We start from the raw sequence: 20,339 nt of genomic DNA, 5'->3' as shown, positions 1-20,339 counted from the left end.
TCGTCATGATGACCCAGCGGTTCTTCTCGCCGCGACCACATTTCCTGCTCCCCCGTTCTGGCTGGTCAAAGCCGGTGTCTCAGGAAGTGCCAAAGAGCTCCAGAAGCTCCGCCTTGCCGAACATCCGGGCGGTGTCGACCGCCGACGGGGTCCCCGCCGCCGGGTCGGCACCGCCGTCCAGCAATGCCCGGATCACTTCGTCCGCGCCCTTGAAGACGGCGCCCGCGAGCGGGGTCTGGCCCCGGTCGTTGGCGCGGTCGGCGTCGGCGCCGCGCGCGAGGAGCGCGCGGACCGCCTCGGCGTGCCCGTGATAGGCGGCGAGCATCACGAGGGTGTCGCCACGGTCGTTCGTGAGGTTCGCCGATACACCCGCGTCGACATAGGAGGCGAGCTGTTCGCTCTCGCCCCGGCGCGCAAGATCGAAGATCTTGGTCGCCAGTTCCACGACCTCGGGGTCGGGGACTTCGCTCATCGGAACAGACCGCCTTTGCGTATACGGAGTGCTACGACCGTGCGGCCGTACGAGTGAATCGACAGAGTACTGCCCGGTTCGACACATGAGCAGCGCCGACCGAGGCAAAGATCACGAAGAGCTCTGACGGCGGTACAGCACACGCCCAGGAGGCTCACCGGACGCCTGCCGAACGGGTGAATTAAAGAATATTCCACCCATTTGCACCTTTTATCGTATAGATACATGCTGTGAGCCTGGAAGAACTCATGGTGACTGTCCCCATCGACCAGGAGAACTCAAATGATCCTGTCCATCTCAGGCGTGGTGCTGCTCGGAATCATCGCCTTCCTCTTCTTCCGCAAAGACGGACTCAAGCCATCGCACGGTCTGACCTGCGCTCTCTTCGGGTTCTACCTGGCGGGCACCGCCATCGCCCCGAGCATCAAGGCCGGCGGCGCGAGCCTGGCCGGCCTGCTCGGCGGGATCAAGTTCTGACCCCCTCCCCCCTCGCACGCACCATCAGGAGACAGAAGTGGCTCGGCGCCCCCTCCCCCGCATTCTGAGCAACGGCAGCGCCTCCATCGCCCGGAGCCGGGAACTGGCACGGACGGCAGCCGACGGGGCCACCGACGTACTCCATCCCCTGATCACGATCACGAAGGGCCTGGGCCGCCTGGCAGCCGCAGGGCGGCACAAGTGGGCCGACACCCCGAAGGACCGGCGGGGACCACTGTTGTTCCTGGTGGCGGCCATGTTCCTGGTCGTGGTGCTGATTCCGTACGGGCCGCTGCTGGCGCTCATCACCCTGATGGCAGCGGCCGCATGGAAGGGCCGGGACCTCACCCCGCCGGCGCCGACCGGCCCCGACGAGTCCCAGGTCGAGCGGCTCACCGCGCTCTACGAGGCGCTCGTCCCGTACTTCTCCGTCCCAGAGGACCCGAACCCGCTCTTCGCCCACGGCGGCGAGTGGCGGAAGGCCTTCGAGTCGTACGACTTCGACGACGACGGGCGCGTCTCACGCATCGTGGTGCGCTACCCGGCGTACTTCACGGACGGCGAGGCCGACTCCCGCGCCCGCATCGAACAGCTCCTGCACGCCAAGTCGGGCCGGGGCCGCGAGTACCACTTCGAGTGGGACGAGGAGGGCAACCGACTGGCGGTCACCGTCCTGCCCCCGCTGCCCACCGACATCGCCGCGCAGCGCTTCGTCACGGCACCGGGCGAAACGGTTCTCGGCTTCACCGACGAGAGCGACACCCAGCGGACCCTCCCCCTCGGTGACGGCGACGAGCAGCGCGACGTGCCGCCCGTCGTCTGGCGTACAGGCATGCGCTCCACCGAGCCGCATCTCCTCGCCGTCGGCCACCCCGGCAGCGGGACCACCTCACTCCTGCGCTCGATCGCTCTCCAGGCCCTCCAGCACGGTGACGTCCTCATCGTGGAGGGCAACGGAACGGGCGACTACGCGTGCCTGACCGGACGCAGCGGTGTCCTGGCCGTCGAGTGCGGGCTCGCCGGCGCGCTGGCCAGCCTGGAATGGGCGGCCCACGAGACGGAGCGGCGCCTGATCTCCGCGAACCGGGCGCGCCAGGCCGGCCACCCCGCGCCCGAAGACACCCGGCGCCCCCTGTGGATTCTGTTCGACCGGCCCAGCGTCCTCGGTCATCTGGCCGCGGCCGACGGGCGCAAGGACCCGCAGACCCTCCTGCAGGTCCCTCTGCGGCACGGGCGCGCGGCCAACGTCACGGTCGTCGTGGCCGACCAGTTCGACAGCCTCGACTCCCTGACCGACGCCGTCTGTCAGCACACACGCGCGCGCGTGGTGCTCGGCCCGGCCACGTACGACCAGATCGAGGACGTTCTCGGGGTCGCGCCCCACACGACGCCCACCCCGGACGTCCCGGCGGGACGGGGCTACGCGCGCCTGGGCGCGGGGGCCGTCCACCGCCTCCAGGTGCCGGCCACCCCCGACCCCTACGACGACGCGACCAGTGAAGCGGACCGGCAGGCGGTGCTCGCGCTCCTCCCGCAGCGGACGACGCCGGACGACGACAGCCCGGAGGCCGAACCGGTCGTCGAAGCGGCCGAGCCGGTCGACGTGGCGGAAGCGGTGGAAGCGGTGGGTACGGTGCGGACGGTCGCCGCGGAAGGGTGACGACCGGCCCCAGGGCCCTTCTTTCGGATCATGCCGGGCTCGCGGCGTGTGGCCCCGCGCCTCTCCTGATCCAGCCTGATCCAGAAGAAGGGCCCTACGCGATGAGTGTCCGCGGCGGCTCAGCCCCGGATGCTCCGCCTTCCCGCACGAGCCGCGCCGCCGCCGCGAGCCGCACCGCCGCCTCGTCGGCGACCGCCCCGGAAACGGTGAACGGCAGCCGCACATAGCCCTCGAAGGCGCCGTCCACCCCGAAGCGAGGACCCGAGGGCACCCGTACGCCGACGCGTTCGCCGACCTCCGCGAGCCGGGACCCCGACAGACCTCCGGCACGCACCCACAGCGTCAGCCCGCCGACCGGCACGTCGAACTCCCAGTCGGGCACCTCGCGGCGCAGCGCGGCCACCAGCGCGGCGCTGTTGTCCCTCGCCTGGCTGCGGCGCAGCTCCACGGCCTCCTCCCAACCGCCCGTACTGAGCAGCCAGTTCACGGCCAGCTGCTCCAGGACCGGCGTGCCGAGGTCGGCGTAGGCGCGCGCGGCCACGAGGCTGCGGATCACATCGGGCGCCGCCCGCACCCAGCCGATGCGCATGCCCGCCCAGAAAGCCTTGCTCGCCGAGCCGACCGTGATGACGGTGGAGCCCGCCGGGTCGAAGGCGCAGACGCGGCGGGGCATGTCCAGGTCGGGGTCGAAATGGAGCTCGGTCATGGTCTCGTCGACGACGAGCACCGTGCCGGCCGAGCGCGCCGCCTCGACGAGCTGCCTGCGCTGGTCCTCGTCGGCGAGCGCCCCGGTCGGGTTGTGGAAGTCGGCGACGACGTAGGCGAGACGGGGCGCCGCGTCGCGCAGGACCTGCCGCCAGCGGTCGAGGTCCCATCCCGCGAGCCCCTCGGCCATGGCGACCGGGACGAGCCGTGCGCCCTCCTCGCGCATCAGCTGGAGGATGTTGGCGTACGAGGGCGACTCGACGGCGATGCGCTCGCCGCGACCCGCGAACAGATGACAGATCGCGTCGATCGCGCCCATCGCGCCGGTGGTCACCATGATCTGCTCGGGCATGGTCGGAATACCGCGGGCTGTGTAGCGCTCGGCCAGCATCTCGCGCAGCGCGGGCAGGCCCGCCGGGTAGTCGCCGTGGGTGTGCGCGTAGGGCGGGAGTTCGCCGAGCGCGCCCTGGACGGCGCGGGTCAGCCAGGGCTCGGGGGCGGGCAGGGCCGCGGTGCCGAGGTCGATCATCGAGCCGAGAGCCTCGGGCGGCAGGGGCTCGAGGCCGCGCGCGGGCAGCGGGTTCCCGGCCGGCACGGCCGTCCAGCTGCCCGCCCCCCTGCGCGATTCGAGGAATCCCTCGCCGCGCAACGCCTCGTAGGCGGCGGCGACGGTCGTGCGGCTGACGGCCAGGGAGACGGCGAGCTCGCGTTCGGCGGGCAGGCGCGCAGCGACGGGTACGCGCCCTTCGAGGACGAGGAGGCGGATGCCGTCGGCGAGGGCGCGGTAGGCGGGCGGACGGCGGCTCCCGGGGCCCGGAGGGCGTGTCTGCTGGGAGGTGAGCAGCCGGGCGAGCTGAGCCGCGCCGACCGCCGAAGTCCACTGAGCCATGGAGTCCAGTCCACCTTCCCCAAATTGGCCATGGTTGGCCTGTGTTCCCAAGCCACAGAGTGTCATGCGACAGGCCACTACCACCACAGGGGGCTCCACTTGTCCGCGTCGTCCACGCCACCCGGCCCGGGTCTCACCCGGCGCCTTCTCCAGCTCTATGTCGGCCTGGCGCTGTACGGCGTGAGTTCCGGCCTCCTCGTGGAGGCGGGGCTCGGCCTGGAGCCGTGGAACGTGCTCCACCAAGGCCTCGCCGAACTCACGGGGCTCTCCATCGGCGTCGTGTCGATCATCGTGGGCGCCCTGGTGCTGCTCCTGTGGATCCCGATCAGGCAGCGCCCTGGCCTCGGCACCGTCTCGAACGTCTTCGTGGTCGGCATCGCGATGGACGGCGCGCTGGCCGTCGTCCCCGATGTGCACGCCCTCGGGATCCGGATCCCGCTGATGGTGGCGGCGATCGTCCTGAACGGCGCGGCGACGGGCCTCTACATCGCCGCGTCGTTCGGGCCCGGCCCGCGCGACGGCCTGATGACGGGGCTGCACCGGCGTACCGGCCGCTCGCTCCGGCTGGTGCGCACGACCATCGAGATCGCGGTGGTCGTCACGGGCTTCGTCCTCGGCGGCACCATCGGCGTCGGCACGGTCCTGTACGCCGTGGCGATCGGCCCGCTGGCCCAGGTGTTCCTGAAGCTCTTCGCCGCCCCCGCGCCGCCCGAGGCACCCACCTCGGTTGCCGGCGCGTCACCCGAAGGGGCGATACTTCCGCGGTGACCACGCGCGTACGCCATCCGTACCTCGACCGTCCCGGACCGCTGGCCTTCGCCCATCGCGGCGGGACGGCCGACGGCCTGGAGAACACGATGGCGGCGTTCCGGCGCTCCGTGGACCTCGGCTACCGCTACATCGAGACCGATGTGCACGCCACGTCCGACGGCACGCTCGTGGCCTTCCACGACGCGACGCTCGACCGGGTCACCGACGCGGCGGGCCGGATAGCGGACCTCCCTTGGAGCGATGTGCGCCACGCGCGCGTGGCGGGCCGCGAACCGGTGCCGCTCTTCGAGGAACTCCTGGAGACCTTCCCCGACGTGCACTGGAACGTGGACGTCAAAGCCGAACCCGCGCTGCTCCCGCTGCTCGATCTGATCGGCCGCCTGGACGCGTGGGACCGGATCTGCGTCGGCTCGTTCTCGGAGGCCAGGGTCGCCAGGGCGCAGTCCCTCGCGGGCCCCCGCCTCGCCACGTCGTACGGCACGCGTGGTGTGCTCGGCCTGCGGCTGCGGTCTCTCGGGCTGCCCGCGGCGCTGCGCCCTTCGGCGGTGTGCGCCCAAGTACCCGTGGCCCAATCGGGGATACGCGTCGTCGACCGGCGCTTCGTCCGCGCGGCCCACGCGCGCGGGCTCCAGGTCCATGTGTGGACGGTCAACGACCGCGCACAGATGGGTGAACTCCTCGACCTCGGCGTGGATGGCATCATGACCGATCACATCGAGACGCTGCGTGACGTGCTCAAGGACCGGGGAGCCTGGACCTGACCGCCCGTCGGCCGCGTCCGGACACGGGGACAGCGAGGGGGCGCGGGTGGGCGGCGACACCGTGCGGGCGGAGCCGGCGGACGACGAGGCGGCGCAGCGGCGCCGGGAGCAGCGCGGCTGGTACTTCTACGACTGGGCGTGCTCGGTCTACTCGACGAGCGTCCTCACGGTGTTCCTCGGGCCGTATCTGACGGCGGTCGCCAAGTCGGCGGCGGACGCGGACGGCTTCGTGCACCCGCTGGGGATCCCGGTCCGGGCCGGGGCGTTCTTCGCGTACGCCGTCTCCGCCTCGGTGATCATCTCGATCCTGGTGATGCCGCTCGCGGGTGCCGCCGCCGACCGTACGGGCCGCAAGAAGCCGCTGCTCGCGGTCTCGGCGTATCTGGGGGCCGCCGCGACCGCCGGGATGTTCTTCCTGGACGGGGACCGCTATCTGCTGGGCGGATTCCTGCTCGTGGTCGCCAATGCCTCGCTCGCGGTGTCGATGGTCCTCTACAACTCGTACCTGCCCCAGATCGCGCCCCCCGAGGAACGCGACGCGGTCTCCTCGCGCGGCTGGGCGTTCGGCTACGCGTCCGGGGCGCTCGTCCTCGTGGCGAACCTCGTCCTGTACTCCGGCCACGACTCCTTCGGCGTGTCCGAGTCGACGGCGGTACGGATCTGCCTGGCCTCCGCGGGCGTGTGGTGGGGCGCGTTCACGCTCGTACCGCTACGGCGACTGCGGGACCGGCGCACGGCCCCCGCCGAGGGCGGGGCAGCCACCGTGCCCGGCTGGCGTCAACTGGCGTCGACCGTGCGCGACATGCGCCGCCGCCCGCTGACGCTCTCGTTCCTGCTCGCCTATCTGGTCTACAACGACGGGATCCAGACGGTGATCTCGCAGGCATCCGTGTACGGCTCGGAGGAGCTCGGCCTCGACCAGTCGACGCTGATCGTGGCGGTGCTGCTGGTCCAGGTCCTTGCCGTGGCGGGCGCGCTCGGGATGGGGCGCCTCGCCCGTACGTACGGCGCGAAGAACACGATCCTCGGCTCACTGATCGCCTGGACGGTCACGATCGGGGCGGGTTACTTCCTGCCGGCGGGTGCGCCGGTGTGGTTCTTCGTGCTGGCGGCCGGGATCGGGCTCGTGCTCGGCGGCACTCAGGCGCTGTCCCGTTCCCTCTTCTCGCATCTGGTACCGGCGGGCAAGGAGGCCGAGTACTACTCCGCATACGAGATGAGCGACCGGGGAATGAGCTGGCTGGGACCGCTCGTTTTCGGCCTCGCGTACCAGCTGACCGGCAGTTATAGGGACGCCATCGTGTCCCTGGTGGTGTTCTTCATGATCGGCTTTGTGCTGCTTGCCCGGGTTCCGGTGAGGCGGGCGGTACGCGACGCAGGGAATCCGGTACCCACCCGGATTTAGCACCTGGGGCCAAAGGCCGGTAGTGTACGCGTTTGGCCTGCCAGGCGTACCGTTACTGCACGTCAATATCGCAAAACGCTGGGTGACATCTGCTGGCAGATGTGACAAACCGGGCGCCGGTGGGTACAACAAGGGGCGGCTACGACGGCGACGCATGACCCGGAACGGGAATCTTTACCGCCGACCGGACGTTGACCGGATGACGACGACAGCGACACCTGTCCTGTGGGCGACAAGCCCGGGAGGCACGATTCATGAGTGAGCGAGCTCTTCGCGGTACGCGCCTCGTAGTGACCAGCTACGAGACGGACCGCGGCATCGACTTGGCTCCGCGCCAGGCCGTGGAGTACGCATGCGAGAAGGGACATCGTTTTGAGATGCCCTTCTCGGTGGAGGCCGAGATTCCGTCGGAGTGGGAGTGCAAGGTCTGCGGGGCCCAGGCACTCCTAGTCGACGGTGACGGCCCTGAGGAGAAGAAGGCCAAGCCCGCGCGTACACATTGGGACATGCTGATGGAGCGGCGCACTCGCGAGGAGCTCGAAGAGGTCCTCGAGGAGCGGCTTGCCGTTCTCCGATCGGGCGCCATGAACATCGCGGTGCATCCGCGCGACAGCCGCAAGTCCGCCTGATCCCTCGGGAGCAGCGGGAGCGCGACTGAAGTAGGCCGTGGGCCGGACACACGTCATGTGTGTCCGGCCCACGGCCTTTCGCGCGCCCTGTACCGGTCTGCGCATGTCCAGTGCCGGGCGGGGCTCAGCGAGCTTCTGAGCCCCGCGCGGGCTCAGGAGGTGATCGGGGGGCGCGGACCCGCGTCGGGGCGCTGTGCGGGCCGCCCACCGTCCTTGATCACCTCGCCCTGGATGACCGTGCCGTCGGGCCGGTGCATCCGGGCCTGCTGGAAGGCGTCGCCGAGGGTCCCGGGGGCGGCCGACTGCATCTTCCGCTCGATGGTCCGCTCCGTGTAGCGGCTCAGGGCCGTGCGCACGGGCGGGACGAGCAGGAGGAGGCCCAGGGCGTCGGAGACGAGGCCGGGGATCATCAGGAGCAGACCCGCCAGCATCAACAGACCGTTGCCCCCGGAGCGCTGTTCGCCTGCCGGTACCGCGCCGCTCTGCTGCCGTTGCAGCGTCTCACTCAGATTCTTGAAGGCCCGGCGGCCGGCGCGCTTGATGACGACGGCGCCGAGCACGATCCCGGCGAGCAGCAGCAGGAAGACGGTGAACCCGCCGGTCGCGCCGGCCACCACGGTCAGCAGCCAGATCTCCAGGACCAGCCATGCGGCGATACCGAGCGGCAGGAACGTGCGGACCCGGGAGCGCCGGGGCGTGGCGGGGCGCGAAGGGGGCGGTGTACCTGTGGTCATGCCCCCAGTGTGCCTGGGCCCCGGCGCAAGTGGCGTAAGGGGGAGATCAAGATCGACGGAAGCCCCGGCTCAGGGCTGCTTGCGGCCGATCACACGCCCCATGCGCTCCCCCACACCCCATGCGGTGACCCGCCACAGGGCCTCGACGACGATGTCACGGCTCATCTTGGAGTCGCCGAGCTCACGCTCGACGAACGTGATGGGCACTTCGACGACGTGATAGCCGGCCCTGACCGCGCGTCGCGCGAGGTCGACCTGGAAGCAGTAGCCCTGGGAGGAGACCTCGCCGAGCCCGAGGCCCTCGAGGGTCTCGCGGCGGAAGGCCCGGAAGCCGCCGGTGACGTCCCGGATCGGCACGTCGAGCAGCAGCCGCGAGTACGTGCTGCCGCCGCGGGAGAGGAACTCGCGTGACTTGGGCCAGTTGACGACCCGTCCGCCCGGCACCCAGCGCGAGCCGAGTACGAGGTCGGAGCCCTTCAGCGCGGTCAGCAGCCGGGGCAGCTCCTCGGGCTGATGGGAGCCGTCGGCGTCCATCTCCACCAGGACGCCGTAGCCGTGCTCCAGGCCCCAGCGGAAACCCGCGAGATAGGCCGCGCCCAGACCCTCCTTGCCCTGTCGGTGCAGGACCTGGACCTGGTCGTCGGCCGAGGCGAGCTCGTCGGCGAGCTTTCCCGTGCCGTCGGGGCTGTTGTCGTCGGCGACGAGGACATGCACCTCGGGCACGGACGCGCGCACCCGGCCGACGATCGACTTGATGTTCTCCGCCTCGTTGTAGGTCGGGATGATCACCAGCGCCGTACCGAGAGGACCGAACTGCCGCCCACCGCCGTCGTTCACAGCTTCCCCTTAAGACTCCTGTACGAGGGGACCACCATAGCGAGGCCGCCTGTCGGCGCAGGTAAGGCGCCCTGCAACGGAGCTGCGGGATCGGGGCCCGGTGCCCTTCGGGCCGACCTGGGACCCGCTGGCTGCGGGTCTACCGAGAGCCGTTGTCTACTGAGCTTCCGGGCCCCACCCGGGTCGCACCGTCCCCCGTGCTCCCGCGGAGCAGGGAGGGACCGCCATCCGGCCGGAACGTTCCAGCGCCCCATGGCGCGGGTGCTGGGCCTGGCTCCCAGTGGCGGTGCGCCGGTGCGGCACACCGCCCAATGACCCAGCGGCGTTCATCGACTGCGCGGAGGTTCCCCGGTCGGACGTCCAGTGGTGGACCCGGCAGAACCTACCCGTCGACCGCGCCCAGCTGTCAACACCCGTTTGAGCTGCGGATATTGGGGAAACCGCCTGGTCAGTGCCGAGGATCCGCAGGTCGCGCGAACATGTGGCGGACCGCGATCGGCGGTACGGCGACCGCCGACATCACTCGTCCGGCCCTACGTACACGGTCCGCCCGCCGACCACCGTGCGCAGGCAGAGCGGCAGTTGGGCCCCCGGCGTGAGATCCGGGAGGCCCGGAGTCCCCGAGCGCGGGTCGGTCGACCAGCGCGCGACGCGGTCGTCCGGCGCCTGGACGACGAGCTCCTCGGTGCGCCACACGGCGTAGTCCGCCGGGGCGCCCGGGACCAGGATGCCCGCGTCGTCCCGGCCGACGGCGCGCCAGCCGCCGCGAGTGTGAGCGGTGAACGCGGCCCGTACGGACACCCGGTGCTCGGGCGTGCGGTGGAAGGCCGCGGCGCGGACCGTGCCCCACGGGTCGAGCGGAGTGACCGGGCTGTCGGAGCCGAAGGCCAGCGGAACCCCGGCGCGCAGGAGGGCGGCGAACGGGTTGAGGGCGCGGGCCCGTTCGACGCCGAGACGATCGGCGTACATGCCGTCCTCGCCGCCCCACAGGGCGTCGAAGGCGGGCTGCACGGACGCGGTGAGGCCGAACTCGGCGAAGGAGGCGATGGTCTCCGGCGACAGCATCTCCGCGTGCTCGACGCGGTGCCGCGCCGCCCTCACACGGCCGAGGCCGACCTTCTCGGCGGCGGCGCGCACGCCGTCCACCACGGCGGTCACCGCGGCGTCCCCGATGGCGTGGAATCCGGCCTGGAGCCCCGCCTCGGTGCAGGCGACGACGTGGGCGGCGACGGCGTGGGCGTCCAGGTAGGACGTGCCGGTGTGCCCGGCGGCCGCGTCTGCGTACGGCTCGTGCAGGCAGGCCGTGTGGGAGCCGAGGGCACCGTCCACGAAGAGGTCGCCGGCGGCGCCGACGGCGCCCAGCGCGCGGGCCCGCTCGATGTCCAGGTCGGCCCAGTACCCGACGACCCGGGGGCCGGACTCCTCGGCGGCCAGGCGCAGCAGGCCCGTGAAGTCGTCCTCGGAGGAGATGTCCGGACCGCCGCACTCGTGCACCGAGCCGATCCCCAGGGAGGCCGCGTGCCGCAGGGCCGCGCGCTGGGCCTCCGTGCGCTGCTGCGGGGTGACGGCGGAGTGGGCGGCGGCGCGCACCGCGTGGTGGGCGTCGCGGGTGAGCGGCCCGTCGGGGGTGAATCCGGGGCGGTCCGCGATGCCGGGGACGAGGTCGAGCAGGGCCGTGGTGACGGCGGCCGAGTGGACGTCGATGCGGGAGAGGTAGAGCGGGCGGCCGCCCGTTGCCTCGTCGAGCTCGGCGCGCGTGAGGGGCTCGCCGTCGGGCCAGCGGGCCGCGTCCCAGCCGTGGCCGAGGAGGATCCGGTCCGTGGGGCGGGCGGCCGCGTGGGCGCGGACGAGGGCGAGCGCGTCGCCCCGGTTGCGGGCCGTGGAGAGGTCGAGGCCGGTCAGGGCGAGCCCCGTCGACGTGGTGTGGACGTGGGCGTCGGTGAACGCGGGAGTGACGAGGGCGCCTTCGAGGTCGACGACCTCGTCGACCCCCTCGGCGAACGCGTCGGCCGCGCCTTCGGAGCCGACCCAGGCGACGTGCCCCCGCTCGACGACCATGGCCGTGGCGAAGGGGTCGGCGGGGCTGTGGACGTCGCCACCGCGCAGAAGGACGGTGCGGGACTCTGCCGGTGCGGGCGTGGGGGTCGTACTCATGGGGACAGTTTCCCGCGTTTGTGCCCCAGGGCCGCACCCGGGGGCCTCAGCGGTCGGACCCGTGCCGGTCAGACGCGGGGCGGCCGTGCCTCGTACGGGGTGGAGAGGACCACGGTCGTGCGGGTGGAGACACCGGCGAGGGAGCGCACCCGCGCGAGCAGGTTCTCCAGGTCGTGCGGGGTCTCCACACGGACCTTGAGGATGTAGTTCTCGTCGCCGGCGACGCTGTGGCAGGCCTCGATCTCGGGCACGCCGGCCAGGCGTTCCGCGATGTCGTCGGGGGCGCTGGGGTCGAACGGTTTCACCGAGATGAAGGCGGTGAGCGACAGGCCGACCGCCTCGGGGTCGACAACCGCGGCATAGCCCCGGATGACGCCACGCTGTTCGAGGCGGCGCACGCGCTGGTGCACCGCGGACGTGGACAGGCCGGTGGCCTTGCCCAGGTCGGTGTAGCTCATCCGCCCGTCCTTGACGAGCAGCTGCACGATCTGTCGGTCGAGCTCCTCCATGGCGCAGAACCTACAGTGCGCTTGATCCCCGCGGATACCCGAGTGATCCCCACGGATACCCGAGCCCACCATGGGGGCGGATACGCCTACCTGCCGCCCGGCATCCGCAATCACCATGTGACGAAGACCACACCTGTCGAACCGTGTCCAGGCGCGTGCCACGATTACCCCCACGACGGGACGGGAAGTGCTTGCTGTGGTCGAGGCCGCAGCGCCTTGTCGGCCCACCCGAGGGGGAGAGTCCCATGCAGAATGTGAAGCGTCCCGGTCGTCCTGCCCGTAGTCGGCAGCAGCCGGCGATCGAGCCCGAGCCGGAGGGTGTCGAACCGGAGGACACCGGAACCGACGCGTTCGACGCGTACGACACCTTCGAGATGTACCGGGTCTTCTGCCCGGACTGCGCGCAGCCGATCGCGCTGCTCGCCGACGAGGATGTGCTGCCCGAGCACGCGCTGTGCGCCTCGCCGTGGAACCCGTTCGGTCTCACGGTCTGTGCCGGTACGGGCCGCGCGGCGGCCGACGCCCGGCCCGCCGACGACTCGACGGGGGCTCAGGAGCAGGACGCCGCGCTCTTGTTGACGCTCCCTCAGGGGCTCGACTGGCGGATGCAGCCCTTCTCGCACGTGGCCGGCCCGGGGTCGCGCCCGCTGCGCATCCCCGAGCAGGTACGCCGCACGGCCGCCTGACGACGCCTCAACTCCAGTAACTGTCCTGCATCATGGCCCGCAGACTGGCGTGATGCAGGATCAGTGTGTCCGGATCGTCCGGCACGGCCACCTCTTTGAAGTACACCTGCCGGTAGGCGACGCGCAGCATCACGACGGCGTGGCGCAGCGCGGCATACAGGGTGTAGAAGTCCATGTCGCGCGGTGTGTGGCCGGTGAGTTGGGCGTAGCGCCGCTCGATGTCCGCGCGGCGCAGGAAGCCCGGCAGGCCGGCCTGGCCGAAGCTCTCGGTCAGGTCCTGGAAGAAGCGGTGCAGGTACACGGTCCAGCCGAGGTCGACCTCACGCGGGGCCAGGGCCGCCATTTCCCAGTCGAGCACGGCGGCCGGTTCGAAGCCGTCGTAGATGATGTTCCCGATGCGGGCGTCGCCCCAGTTGAGGACGGGGTCGCCCTCGTCGGCGGGCCAGAGTTCGGCCAGCCGTTCGAAGGCGCTCTCGATGAGCGGTGAGGGCGGCAGCCCGTCCACCACCCAGGCGTAGTAGGCGCGTTGGGCCTCGACGTGGCGGCGCAGAGCGCTGCCCTGGCCGGGTGCGGCGAGGAACTCGGCCTCGGACGCCGGGACTCCGTCGTGCAGGCGGGCGATGAGGCCCACGGTCGCGTCCTGGAGCCGCGCGCGCTCGGCGTCCGTCGCGGAATGCAGCCAGTTGCCTTCGTACGTGTACGGCATGACGTCCGGCGGCACGCGGCCCTCGACGCGCTCCATCACGAAGAACGGGGCACCCAGGGGCCCGGGATCCTCCTCGAGCCACAGAACCCGCGGCACCGGCAGCCCGGTGCGCTCGGCGGCGAGCCGCATCGTGCGGTACTGCCGCGGCATGTCGTAGTCGGGGAAGATCGTGTACGCGGACGGGTCGGCGGCGAGCCTCAACGCGCAGGCCCGGACCGGGGGTTCGGGGTGTTCGATGTCGAAGAGCAGGGTCTCGCTGGACATGCCGTTGGACTCGGGCACACTCACGTTCGCCGCTTTGGCGCCCGGTAGACGGACGGCCAGCCACGAGGTGAGCTTCCGGGCCACCTCCTCCGGGTCGCGGGTGCTGGTGCGCGGTCTGGGTACTGTCGCCATCGCAGGCTCCTTTCAGGGCGCCACGGAGTCGTAGCCGGTGAAGCCGCTCGGGTCGTGCCTGCCGAAACTGCCGTGCTCGAAGATGCCGTGGCCGACCTGGCCGTCCAGGGTGAAGCGCGCCGCGTGGTCGATGACCCCGTAGGCGGCCAGTGGGTGGGCGGCCGGGTCGGAGAGGTCGTAGCTGCGGCGGTCGGTCCAGTCGCGGCCGCGCCAGGTGCCGTGCTGCCAGTCGTCCGCGGGCGGGTAGCCGGCGCCGACGGCGAGCGGGGACGAGGCGAGGATCTCGACGCCGATTTCCAGGGGTTTGCGGGAGAGCGGGTCGGTGAGGTGGACGACGGCGCTCTCGGGGTGGCGGGTGCCGGTCCGGTAGGCGATGTCGGCCTGGGGCCAGCCGAGTTGGAGGTCCGGGTGGCCGTCGCGGACGAGGGTGGCGTCGTTGAGGGTGCGGTAGCCGTCCGCGTCCTCCTGGACGATCACCATCAGGAAGCGGTCGTCGAAGCGGACCGGTGACCAGATCCAGTGGAAGCCCTCGGTCCTGTTCTCCTCTGCGAGCCGGCCGCCCTCCTCGCCGGGGACCGGGCGCACGCCCCAACTGCGGTCGCGGGTGCCGGTCCAGCCGTCGAGGGAGACCTCGCGCCCGCCGATGCGGAGCCGGCCGTCACAGCGTCCGGCCTGCACGAAGCGCCTGCCCTCAAGGGTGAGGCGGCCGCCGCGGCGCTGCGTGTGATGGGGCTCCCAGAGGGCCGGGAAGGCCGCCGACCAGTTGATCTCGTACGAGAGTCCGTCGGGGTCGGCCGGGTCAGCCGCGCAGGTCAGGGTGAAGTCCTTCAGGGGACGTTCCACCTGGATCCGGAGCGGTCCGACGGCGAGTTCCATGCGGGTGTCGTCGCGCAGGGCGTCGGAGGCGCGGACCGCGTGGAGGGTGTCGCCGACGCGCAGGGTCGCGTACGCGTCGATGACGCCGAGGTTCGGGTAGACGCCGAGGCCGAGGATGAGCAGGAACTCCCCGGTGGGGTCGACAAGGTGGAAGATGCACCGGTCGTAGGCGTTGCGGTCACCGGTCGCGACGTGCTTCATGGACAGCGGGACCTGATGGACCGGGTATTCGTCGAGTGCGACGGGGCGGTCGTCTGCCACGCGTTTCCTCCCAGGGCGTACGGCGGTTGACGTCGCCCGGAGGGGTGCGGCCCCCGGCGGCGGAGTTGACGGTACGTCAGCTGAGCCGCCGGAGCCAGATGCGTGCGCCGACCCGGATGCGGCGACGGCCGGATCAGGCCGGGCCCGCGGGGCCGGTGATCGGCCCGGTCCGAACGGGGGCCCTAGAACGCACGCCCCCATGCCCCGAAGGGTGACCTGCCCGGCGCGGGCGCGTTGGCCCGGGCATGACCCTTACGCAGACCGCCACCGGCCGTCGCCGGCGCCTCCTGGTCCCCACCACCGCAGAATCGGTTCCGCAGCCGCCGCCCCCGGAGCGCCCCGCGCCCCAGGACCCGCCGATCTACCGCGCCCTGGTCAGCCACTGGGCCGACCGCGGCAAGACCCTGCCGGGACGCCACGATCCGGAGTGGGCCCGGCTGGTGGCGTCCCCGGTCAGAACCGGGCAGTTCAGCGGCTTTCGGGACCGGCCAGGTGCCGCGCGATGACCATGCGCTGGATCTGATTGGTGCCCTCCACGATCTGGAGCACCTTGGCCTCGCGCATATAGCGCTCGGCCGGGAAGTCGGCCGTGTAGCCGTATCCCCCGAGCACCTGGACGGCGTCCGTGGTGACCTTCATCGCCGTGTCCGTGCACATCAGCTTGGCCATGGCCGCCTGCTTGGAGAAGGGCCGGCCCGCGTCGCGCAGGCGCGCCGCCGTCAGGTAGAGAGCGCGGCCGGCCTCGATCTGGGTGGCCATGTCGGCGAGCATGAAGCGCAGGCCCTGGAAGTCGGCGACGGGACGCCCGAACTGCTCGCGCTCCGTGGCGTAGGAGACGGCCTCGTCGAGGGCCGCCTGGGCCACGCCGATCGCGCAGGCGGCGATGCCGAGCCGCCCCGAATCGAGGGCGGAAAGCGCGATCGCGAAGCCCTGCCCCTCGTCGCCGATCCGGCGCGCGTCACTCACACGCACCCCGTCGAAGTGGACCTGCGCCGTGGGCGAGCCCTTCATCCCCATCTTCTTCTCGGGCGCAGCCGCGCTCAGCCCCTCGGCGTCACCCGGGACCAGGAACGCGGTGATGCCACGCGCCCCCTCCCCGCCGGTGCGCGCCAGGACGGTGTAGAAGTCGGCGACACCGCCGTGCGTGATCCACGCCTTGGTGCCGGTGATCACCCAGTGGTCGCCTTCGCGGACCGCCTTGGTCCGCAGGGACGCGGCGTCCGATCCCGAGGACGGCTCGGAGAGGCAGTACGCGCCGAGCAGGCCGCCGCCGAGCATGGCGGGCAGATGCTCGGTCCGCTGCTCCTTGGTGCCGAAATTGGCCAGTGCGTGGCAGGCCAGCGAGTGAACGCTGACGCCGAGGCCGACGGTGAGCCGGGCCGCGGCGAGCTCCTCCAGCACCTGGAGGTAGACCTCGTACGGCTGGTCGCCGCCGCCGAAGTCGGAGTCGTAGGGGAGGCCGAGCAGACCCGACTCGGAGAGCAGTGAGAACGTCTCGCGCGGGAAGCGTCCGGCGTCCTCCTCCTCGGCCGCGCTCGGGGCGATCTCGCGATGCACGAGCTCACGTACGAGCGAGAACAGATCCCGGGCCTCGTCCGTGGGCAGTTGACGGTCCACCGGCTGCGGGGCGCGGTCGGGCATATCGACGCTCTCCTCCCTGTCGGGCGCTGCGGCGGTCGCGCGCGGGGTGGTGCGGCGGCGCCGTTCTCGAGCCGCCGCCGAGGGCTCCCCTCCGGGTCTCGGACGGGTGCTGACCAGCGGCTGCGGCCCGTTGAGTATGCCTGTTCGACGGCGGCCAGTCACCAGTTAACGACCGCTTACTTCAAAGATACCGAAAAGACGACGGAGAGGCGGCCCGGAGCCCCCACGGGGAGCCGCAGGAACCCCGCCCCGAAGCCCTTGCCCGCCGGAACCGAAGCTCGCCGAGCCCCGGGCGTATTGGTCCGCACCATTGACCCCACTGGTCTAGTCCTCCTAAGGTTCCCTGCAACGTCTTAACGCGTTCATGCCAAAGATGCATGGCACGCATGCGCGTGACGACGCCCACGAGGTCCACAGCAAATCCCCCCACGCTCCCCTCCCCCACGAGGAGACACGATGCTCAGACCGCACCGTCCACGCGCCTCCTTCCGGGCGCTCCTCTCCGCCGCGTGTTGCGCCGTTCTCGGCGCCGGACTGCTCGCCTCCGCGGGCACCGCCGCGGCACAGAACGACGTCGGCACCCAGGAAGCCGCGGCCGGTTCGAAGGTCGTCGGCTACTTCACCGAATGGGGTGTCTACGACCGGAACTACCACGTCAAGAACATCGAGACGTCCGGCTCGGCCGACAAGCTCACGCACATCAACTACGCCTTCGGAAACGTCACCGGCGGCAAGTGCGCGATGGGCGACTCGTACGCCGCCACCGACAAGGCGTACACCGCGGACCAGGCGGTGGACGGCGTCGCCGACACCTGGGACCAGCCGCTGCGCGGCAACTTCAACCAGCTGCTCAAGCTGAAGAAGCTGCACCCGAACCTCAAGATCCTCTGGTCCTTCGGCGGTTGGACCTGGTCGGGCGGGTTCACCGACGCCGCCAAGGACCCGGCCGGGTTCGCGCAGTCCTGCTACGACCTGGTCGAGAACTCCAAGTGGGCCGATGTCTTCGACGGCATCGACATCGACTGGGAGTACCCCAACGCCTGTGGCCTGTCCTGCGACACCAGCGGGCGCGACGCCTACAAGAACCTGATGAGCGCGCTGCGTTCGAAGTTCGGCTCCAGCGCGCTCATCACGTCCGCGATCCCCGCCGACGCCTCCGACGGCGGCAAGATCGACGCCACCGACTACGCCGGTGCCGCCCAGTACGTCGACTGGTACAACCCGATGACGTACGACTACTTCGGAGCCTGGGACGCACAGGGGCCGACCGCCCCGCACTCGCCCCTGACCTCGTACAGCGGCATCCCCAAGGCGGGCTACAACAGCGACGCCACCATCACCAAGCTCAAGGGCCTCGGCGTCCCGGCGTCGAAGCTGCTGCTCGGCATCGGCTTCTACGGGCGCGGCTGGACCGGCGTCACTCAGTCGGCGCCCGGCGGCACGGCCACGGGCCCGGCGGCCGGCAAGTACGAGCAGGGCATCGACGACTACAAGGAGCTCAAGTCGAAGTGCCCGGCGACGGGCACGGTCGGCGGCACCGCCTACGCGTACTGCGGCAACAACTGGTGGAGCTACGACACCCCGGCCACCATCGCCGGGAAGATGGACTACAAGAACCAGCAGGGCCTCGGAGGCACCTTCCTCTGGGAGCTCAGCGGTGACACGACGAACGGCGAGCTGATCAAGGCGGTCGACTAGCCGCTCGGGCACGGCACTTGGGGCGGGGGATGCGCGGCGTCCCCCGCCCCTTCGCGTCGTGTCGGGATCTCGCGGGCGCCGGACCGGTGGGCCGGTCGGCGCCTGGGCCGGGCTGCCCCTGTACGCGGTGCTCGCCCTGCCACCCCGGTGCTCTCCCCTGCGGTGGCTCTACGGGCTCGTGGGGCTCCCGGGCCGGCGCCGGCGCGTCGAGCGCGGCGCCGGGGAGAACCGGGTCACATCAGGCCGGCCTGCGTGACGAACATGGCGAGGACCACGACGAACGTCCAGCCGAGGATGTGCTCGAGGATCTTGGGGCCGTTGTCCTTGGGACCGCCGGTGCGGGTCCGGGCGGCGCGGTTCGTGACGGTGGTCGCGGTCATGGGCATCTCGCTGAGGTCGTCCGGCAGTGGCATCCCCCCACTGACCCGTCCACCATGCCACCGCCGCGGCCGGTTGCGGGCGAGAGCTTGGTCACGCACAACCACCCTGCGCCGCCGTGCGGCTCACATCGGTGACACAGCGGCGAGGGAAGCACCGCCGGCACCGATGCCGGGCCCGCCCGGACGGGGGGCGAGGATCCGGTCACGAGCCGGTCCGCTCACGGGGCCGTCGAGGACATGCCGCGGCCCCTCCCGGTCGCGTCGGGAGGGGCCGCGGCGGGTGCCTCAGCGGACGCCGACCGCCTCGAGCGCGTGGCGCTGCTTCGAGGTCGGGTGGGCCGGGAAGTACAGGTAGCAGACGCCGCCGGTGCCGGACACGACCTTGCCTGTGGCGTTGTACCGCTTCGTCCTCAGCCAGATGTTCTCCCACTCCGACCGCTTGTAGACGCGGCGCACGGCCGTGTCACTGGGCGACGCCGGATCGTTGGCGATCACGTCGCCGTCCGCGGTGAAGCCGATCACCGTCATCAGGTGTCCGGACGTCCCGTAACCCGCGCCCGTCAGTTCCTCCTTGAGGAACGACTGCGACGTTATGGCCGGGATCCCCGCCGCGATCAGCGTCTCCAGATCGCTGAGCGAGCCGAGCCGCGTGACGACTCCCTGAAGATCCTTGTACGTCGCCGCGTAGGCCGCATTGAAGGGCCAGTTGCCGCAGCCCTCGTACTGGTAGTCGTACGTGAAGCGGGCCGCGTGGCAGACCTCCGGGTCCGCGTAGTCCGGGTTGACCCAGGACAGGTCGTCCGCGGAGGGCTTGCGGCCCCAGTACTCGATGATCATCTGCGAGGAGGTGGGGCTGCACCAGGCCTCGCCGCCGTTGTCGTACTCGGGGTACTGGCCCGCGTGGACGTTCTGCGAGAAGCGCGGAACGGCCAGTTCCTTGGCCAGTCCCGGGGTCGAGGCAGGCACCGAGAAGCGGTCCGGGACGTCGGAGCCCATGGCCCCGAGCCGCCACACGAGGGGCGAGTCCTTGGAGCCCGGCGCGCGGTACAGGGTGAGCCGCAGGCGGTAGGAGACGAGGCGCAGGCCCGAGGCCGCGTCGTCGATCGAGAAGGTGTCCGTCCAGATGCTGGACTTTCCGTCCGACTGGTCGTCGACGGAGGTCCGCCGGATGTCCTGGTCGCCGGCGGCCCAGCGACCCATCACGTACCAGGGCGTCGCCGCGCCGTCGGAGTACGTGCCCTGGAGTTCGATCTGGATCCAGGTACCGGCCGGGGTGCGCGCGTTCCAGGAGGCGATGACCTCGGTGGCGGGCACCGACAGGCGGTGGGCCGGGGAGGTCCACCGGCCGTACTCCCAGGTGGCGGTCTTACCCGTGTGCGGATCCGTGTAGTCGGTGCGGCCCTCGGGGGTCGCGAGCGTCAGGCCGGGGCGGGACCCGGCGACCGCGCGGGTGCCGGCCGCCGTACCGGAGCGCCAGTCCGAGTGCGAGGTCCAGGCGCGGTTGTCCACCAGGCTCGGGGCCGCGTGGGCGCGGGCCGGTGCGCCGGTTCCCGCGACGGCGGTACCCGCGGTCGTGGCGAGCGCCGCTGCGCCCGCGGTGGCCGCGGCGGCGGTGAGCAGGGTTCTGCGGGACAGAGGTTCGGGTCGGTTCATGGGCGGGGCTCCCCCAGTCGACGAGGTATCCGTAAAGGG

General features: G+C 71.4%; 20 protein-coding genes. 9 read left to right on the top strand and 11 right to left on the bottom strand.

What is annotated here, in order from left to right:
• Nucleotides 1-79: 79 nt before the first annotated feature.
• Nucleotides 80-472, bottom strand: a complete 393-nt coding sequence (locus OHO83_RS36055; RefSeq protein WP_266668275.1) for an ankyrin repeat domain-containing protein — start codon at nucleotides 470-472, stop codon at nucleotides 80-82.
• 282 nt (nucleotides 473-754) lie between these two features.
• On the opposite strand from OHO83_RS36055, the gene OHO83_RS36050 reads away from it, so the two are divergent.
• Together OHO83_RS36050 and OHO83_RS36045 are read left to right on the top strand one after the other, a co-directional pair.
• Nucleotides 755-949 carry a hypothetical protein gene (locus OHO83_RS36050; RefSeq protein WP_266668277.1) on the top strand — a complete coding sequence of 65 codons (195 nt, stop codon included), beginning with the start codon at nucleotides 755-757 and terminating at the stop codon, nucleotides 947-949.
• Between the two features lie 37 nt (nucleotides 950-986).
• Complete coding sequence (locus tag OHO83_RS36045; RefSeq protein ID WP_330280305.1) at nucleotides 987-2,609, top strand: hypothetical protein; 1,623 nt, start codon at nucleotides 987-989, stop codon at nucleotides 2,607-2,609.
• Between the two features lie 94 nt (nucleotides 2,610-2,703).
• On the opposite strand, the gene OHO83_RS36040 is transcribed toward OHO83_RS36045, so the two are convergent.
• Nucleotides 2,704-4,203, bottom strand: a complete 1,500-nt coding sequence (locus OHO83_RS36040; protein ID WP_266668281.1) for an SCO1417 family MocR-like transcription factor — start codon at nucleotides 4,201-4,203, stop codon at nucleotides 2,704-2,706.
• A gap of 99 nt (nucleotides 4,204-4,302) precedes the next feature.
• Between OHO83_RS36040 and yczE the strand changes: the two genes are divergently transcribed.
• The 4 genes from yczE (at nucleotide 4,303) to OHO83_RS36020 (ending at nucleotide 7,769) form a co-directional block, all read left to right on the top strand.
• Entirely contained in the window at nucleotides 4,303-4,971 is a 669-nt protein-coding gene (yczE, locus tag OHO83_RS36035; protein WP_329436121.1) for a membrane protein YczE, read from the top strand.
• Nucleotides 4,968-5,735, top strand: a complete 768-nt coding sequence (locus OHO83_RS36030; RefSeq protein ID WP_266668285.1) for a glycerophosphodiester phosphodiesterase — start codon at nucleotides 4,968-4,970, stop codon at nucleotides 5,733-5,735. The genes yczE and OHO83_RS36030 overlap by 4 nt, the downstream gene beginning before the upstream one ends.
• A 46-nt stretch (nucleotides 5,736-5,781) precedes the next feature.
• Nucleotides 5,782-7,140, top strand: coding sequence for an MFS transporter (locus tag OHO83_RS36025; protein ID WP_329436119.1), 1,359 nt, complete (start codon nucleotides 5,782-5,784; stop codon nucleotides 7,138-7,140).
• A 254-nt stretch (nucleotides 7,141-7,394) separates the two neighbouring features.
• Complete coding sequence (locus OHO83_RS36020; RefSeq protein ID WP_164314920.1) at nucleotides 7,395-7,769, top strand: RNA polymerase-binding protein RbpA; 375 nt, start codon at nucleotides 7,395-7,397, stop codon at nucleotides 7,767-7,769.
• A 152-nt stretch (nucleotides 7,770-7,921) separates the two neighbouring features.
• Here OHO83_RS36020 and fxsA read toward each other — a convergent pair whose 3' ends face one another.
• From fxsA to OHO83_RS36000, 4 genes are all read right to left on the bottom strand, one after another.
• Complete coding sequence (fxsA, locus tag OHO83_RS36015; protein WP_329436118.1) at nucleotides 7,922-8,503, bottom strand: FxsA family membrane protein; 582 nt, start codon at nucleotides 8,501-8,503, stop codon at nucleotides 7,922-7,924.
• A gap of 69 nt (nucleotides 8,504-8,572) precedes the next feature.
• Nucleotides 8,573-9,340: a polyprenol monophosphomannose synthase gene (locus tag OHO83_RS36010; RefSeq protein ID WP_330280304.1), complete on the bottom strand. Its 768-nt coding sequence runs from the start codon at nucleotides 9,338-9,340 to the stop codon at nucleotides 8,573-8,575.
• A gap of 519 nt (nucleotides 9,341-9,859) precedes the next feature.
• Nucleotides 9,860-11,494, bottom strand: a complete 1,635-nt coding sequence (locus OHO83_RS36005; protein WP_329436116.1) for an amidohydrolase — start codon at nucleotides 11,492-11,494, stop codon at nucleotides 9,860-9,862.
• 68 nt (nucleotides 11,495-11,562) lie between these two features.
• On the bottom strand, nucleotides 11,563-12,003 hold the full coding sequence (locus OHO83_RS36000; protein ID WP_100597468.1) for an Lrp/AsnC family transcriptional regulator: 441 nt from the start codon (nucleotides 12,001-12,003) through the stop codon (nucleotides 11,563-11,565).
• A gap of 245 nt (nucleotides 12,004-12,248) precedes the next feature.
• Between OHO83_RS36000 and OHO83_RS35995 the strand changes: the two genes are divergently transcribed.
• The gene (locus OHO83_RS35995; protein ID WP_330280303.1) at nucleotides 12,249-12,689 is read left to right on the top strand and encodes a hypothetical protein; all 441 of its coding nucleotides are present in this window, start codon (nucleotides 12,249-12,251) and stop codon (nucleotides 12,687-12,689) included.
• A 7-nt stretch (nucleotides 12,690-12,696) separates the two neighbouring features.
• Here OHO83_RS35995 and OHO83_RS35990 read toward each other — a convergent pair whose 3' ends face one another.
• The gene (locus tag OHO83_RS35990; protein ID WP_330280302.1) at nucleotides 12,697-13,791 is read right to left on the bottom strand and encodes a phosphotransferase family protein; all 1,095 of its coding nucleotides are present in this window, start codon (nucleotides 13,789-13,791) and stop codon (nucleotides 12,697-12,699) included.
• 12 nt (nucleotides 13,792-13,803) lie between these two features.
• Nucleotides 13,804-14,928, bottom strand: a complete 1,125-nt coding sequence (locus tag OHO83_RS35985) for a hypothetical protein (RefSeq protein WP_330280301.1) — start codon at nucleotides 14,926-14,928, stop codon at nucleotides 13,804-13,806.
• 245 nt (nucleotides 14,929-15,173) lie between these two features.
• Here OHO83_RS35985 and OHO83_RS35980 point away from each other — a divergent pair, with 245 nt between their 5' ends.
• Entirely contained in the window at nucleotides 15,174-15,434 is a 261-nt protein-coding gene (locus OHO83_RS35980; RefSeq protein WP_266668301.1) for a hypothetical protein, read from the top strand.
• Here OHO83_RS35980 and OHO83_RS35975 read toward each other — a convergent pair.
• On the bottom strand, nucleotides 15,397-16,569 hold the full coding sequence (locus OHO83_RS35975; RefSeq protein WP_266668303.1) for an acyl-CoA dehydrogenase family protein: 1,173 nt from the start codon (nucleotides 16,567-16,569) through the stop codon (nucleotides 15,397-15,399). The genes OHO83_RS35980 and OHO83_RS35975 overlap by 38 nt on opposite strands.
• Before the next feature lie 456 nt (nucleotides 16,570-17,025).
• Here OHO83_RS35975 and OHO83_RS35970 point away from each other — a divergent pair, with 456 nt between their 5' ends.
• Nucleotides 17,026-18,267, top strand: a complete 1,242-nt coding sequence (locus OHO83_RS35970) for a glycoside hydrolase family 18 protein (protein ID WP_330280300.1) — start codon at nucleotides 17,026-17,028, stop codon at nucleotides 18,265-18,267.
• A 233-nt stretch (nucleotides 18,268-18,500) separates the two neighbouring features.
• On the opposite strand, the gene OHO83_RS35965 is transcribed toward OHO83_RS35970, so the two are convergent.
• Complete coding sequence (locus OHO83_RS35965) at nucleotides 18,501-18,647, bottom strand: SCO1431 family membrane protein (RefSeq protein WP_266566660.1); 147 nt, start codon at nucleotides 18,645-18,647, stop codon at nucleotides 18,501-18,503.
• 285 nt (nucleotides 18,648-18,932) lie between these two features.
• On the bottom strand, nucleotides 18,933-20,300 hold the full coding sequence (locus OHO83_RS35960) for a peptidase C39 family protein (RefSeq protein WP_330280299.1): 1,368 nt from the start codon (nucleotides 20,298-20,300) through the stop codon (nucleotides 18,933-18,935).
• Nucleotides 20,301-20,339: the final 39 nt, after the last annotated feature.

It is taken from the genome of Streptomyces sp. NBC_00569 (assembly GCF_036345255.1).
Lineage (GTDB): Bacteria > Actinomycetota > Actinomycetes > Streptomycetales > Streptomycetaceae > Streptomyces.
This window is presented reverse-complemented; position numbering and strand designations above follow the sequence as displayed.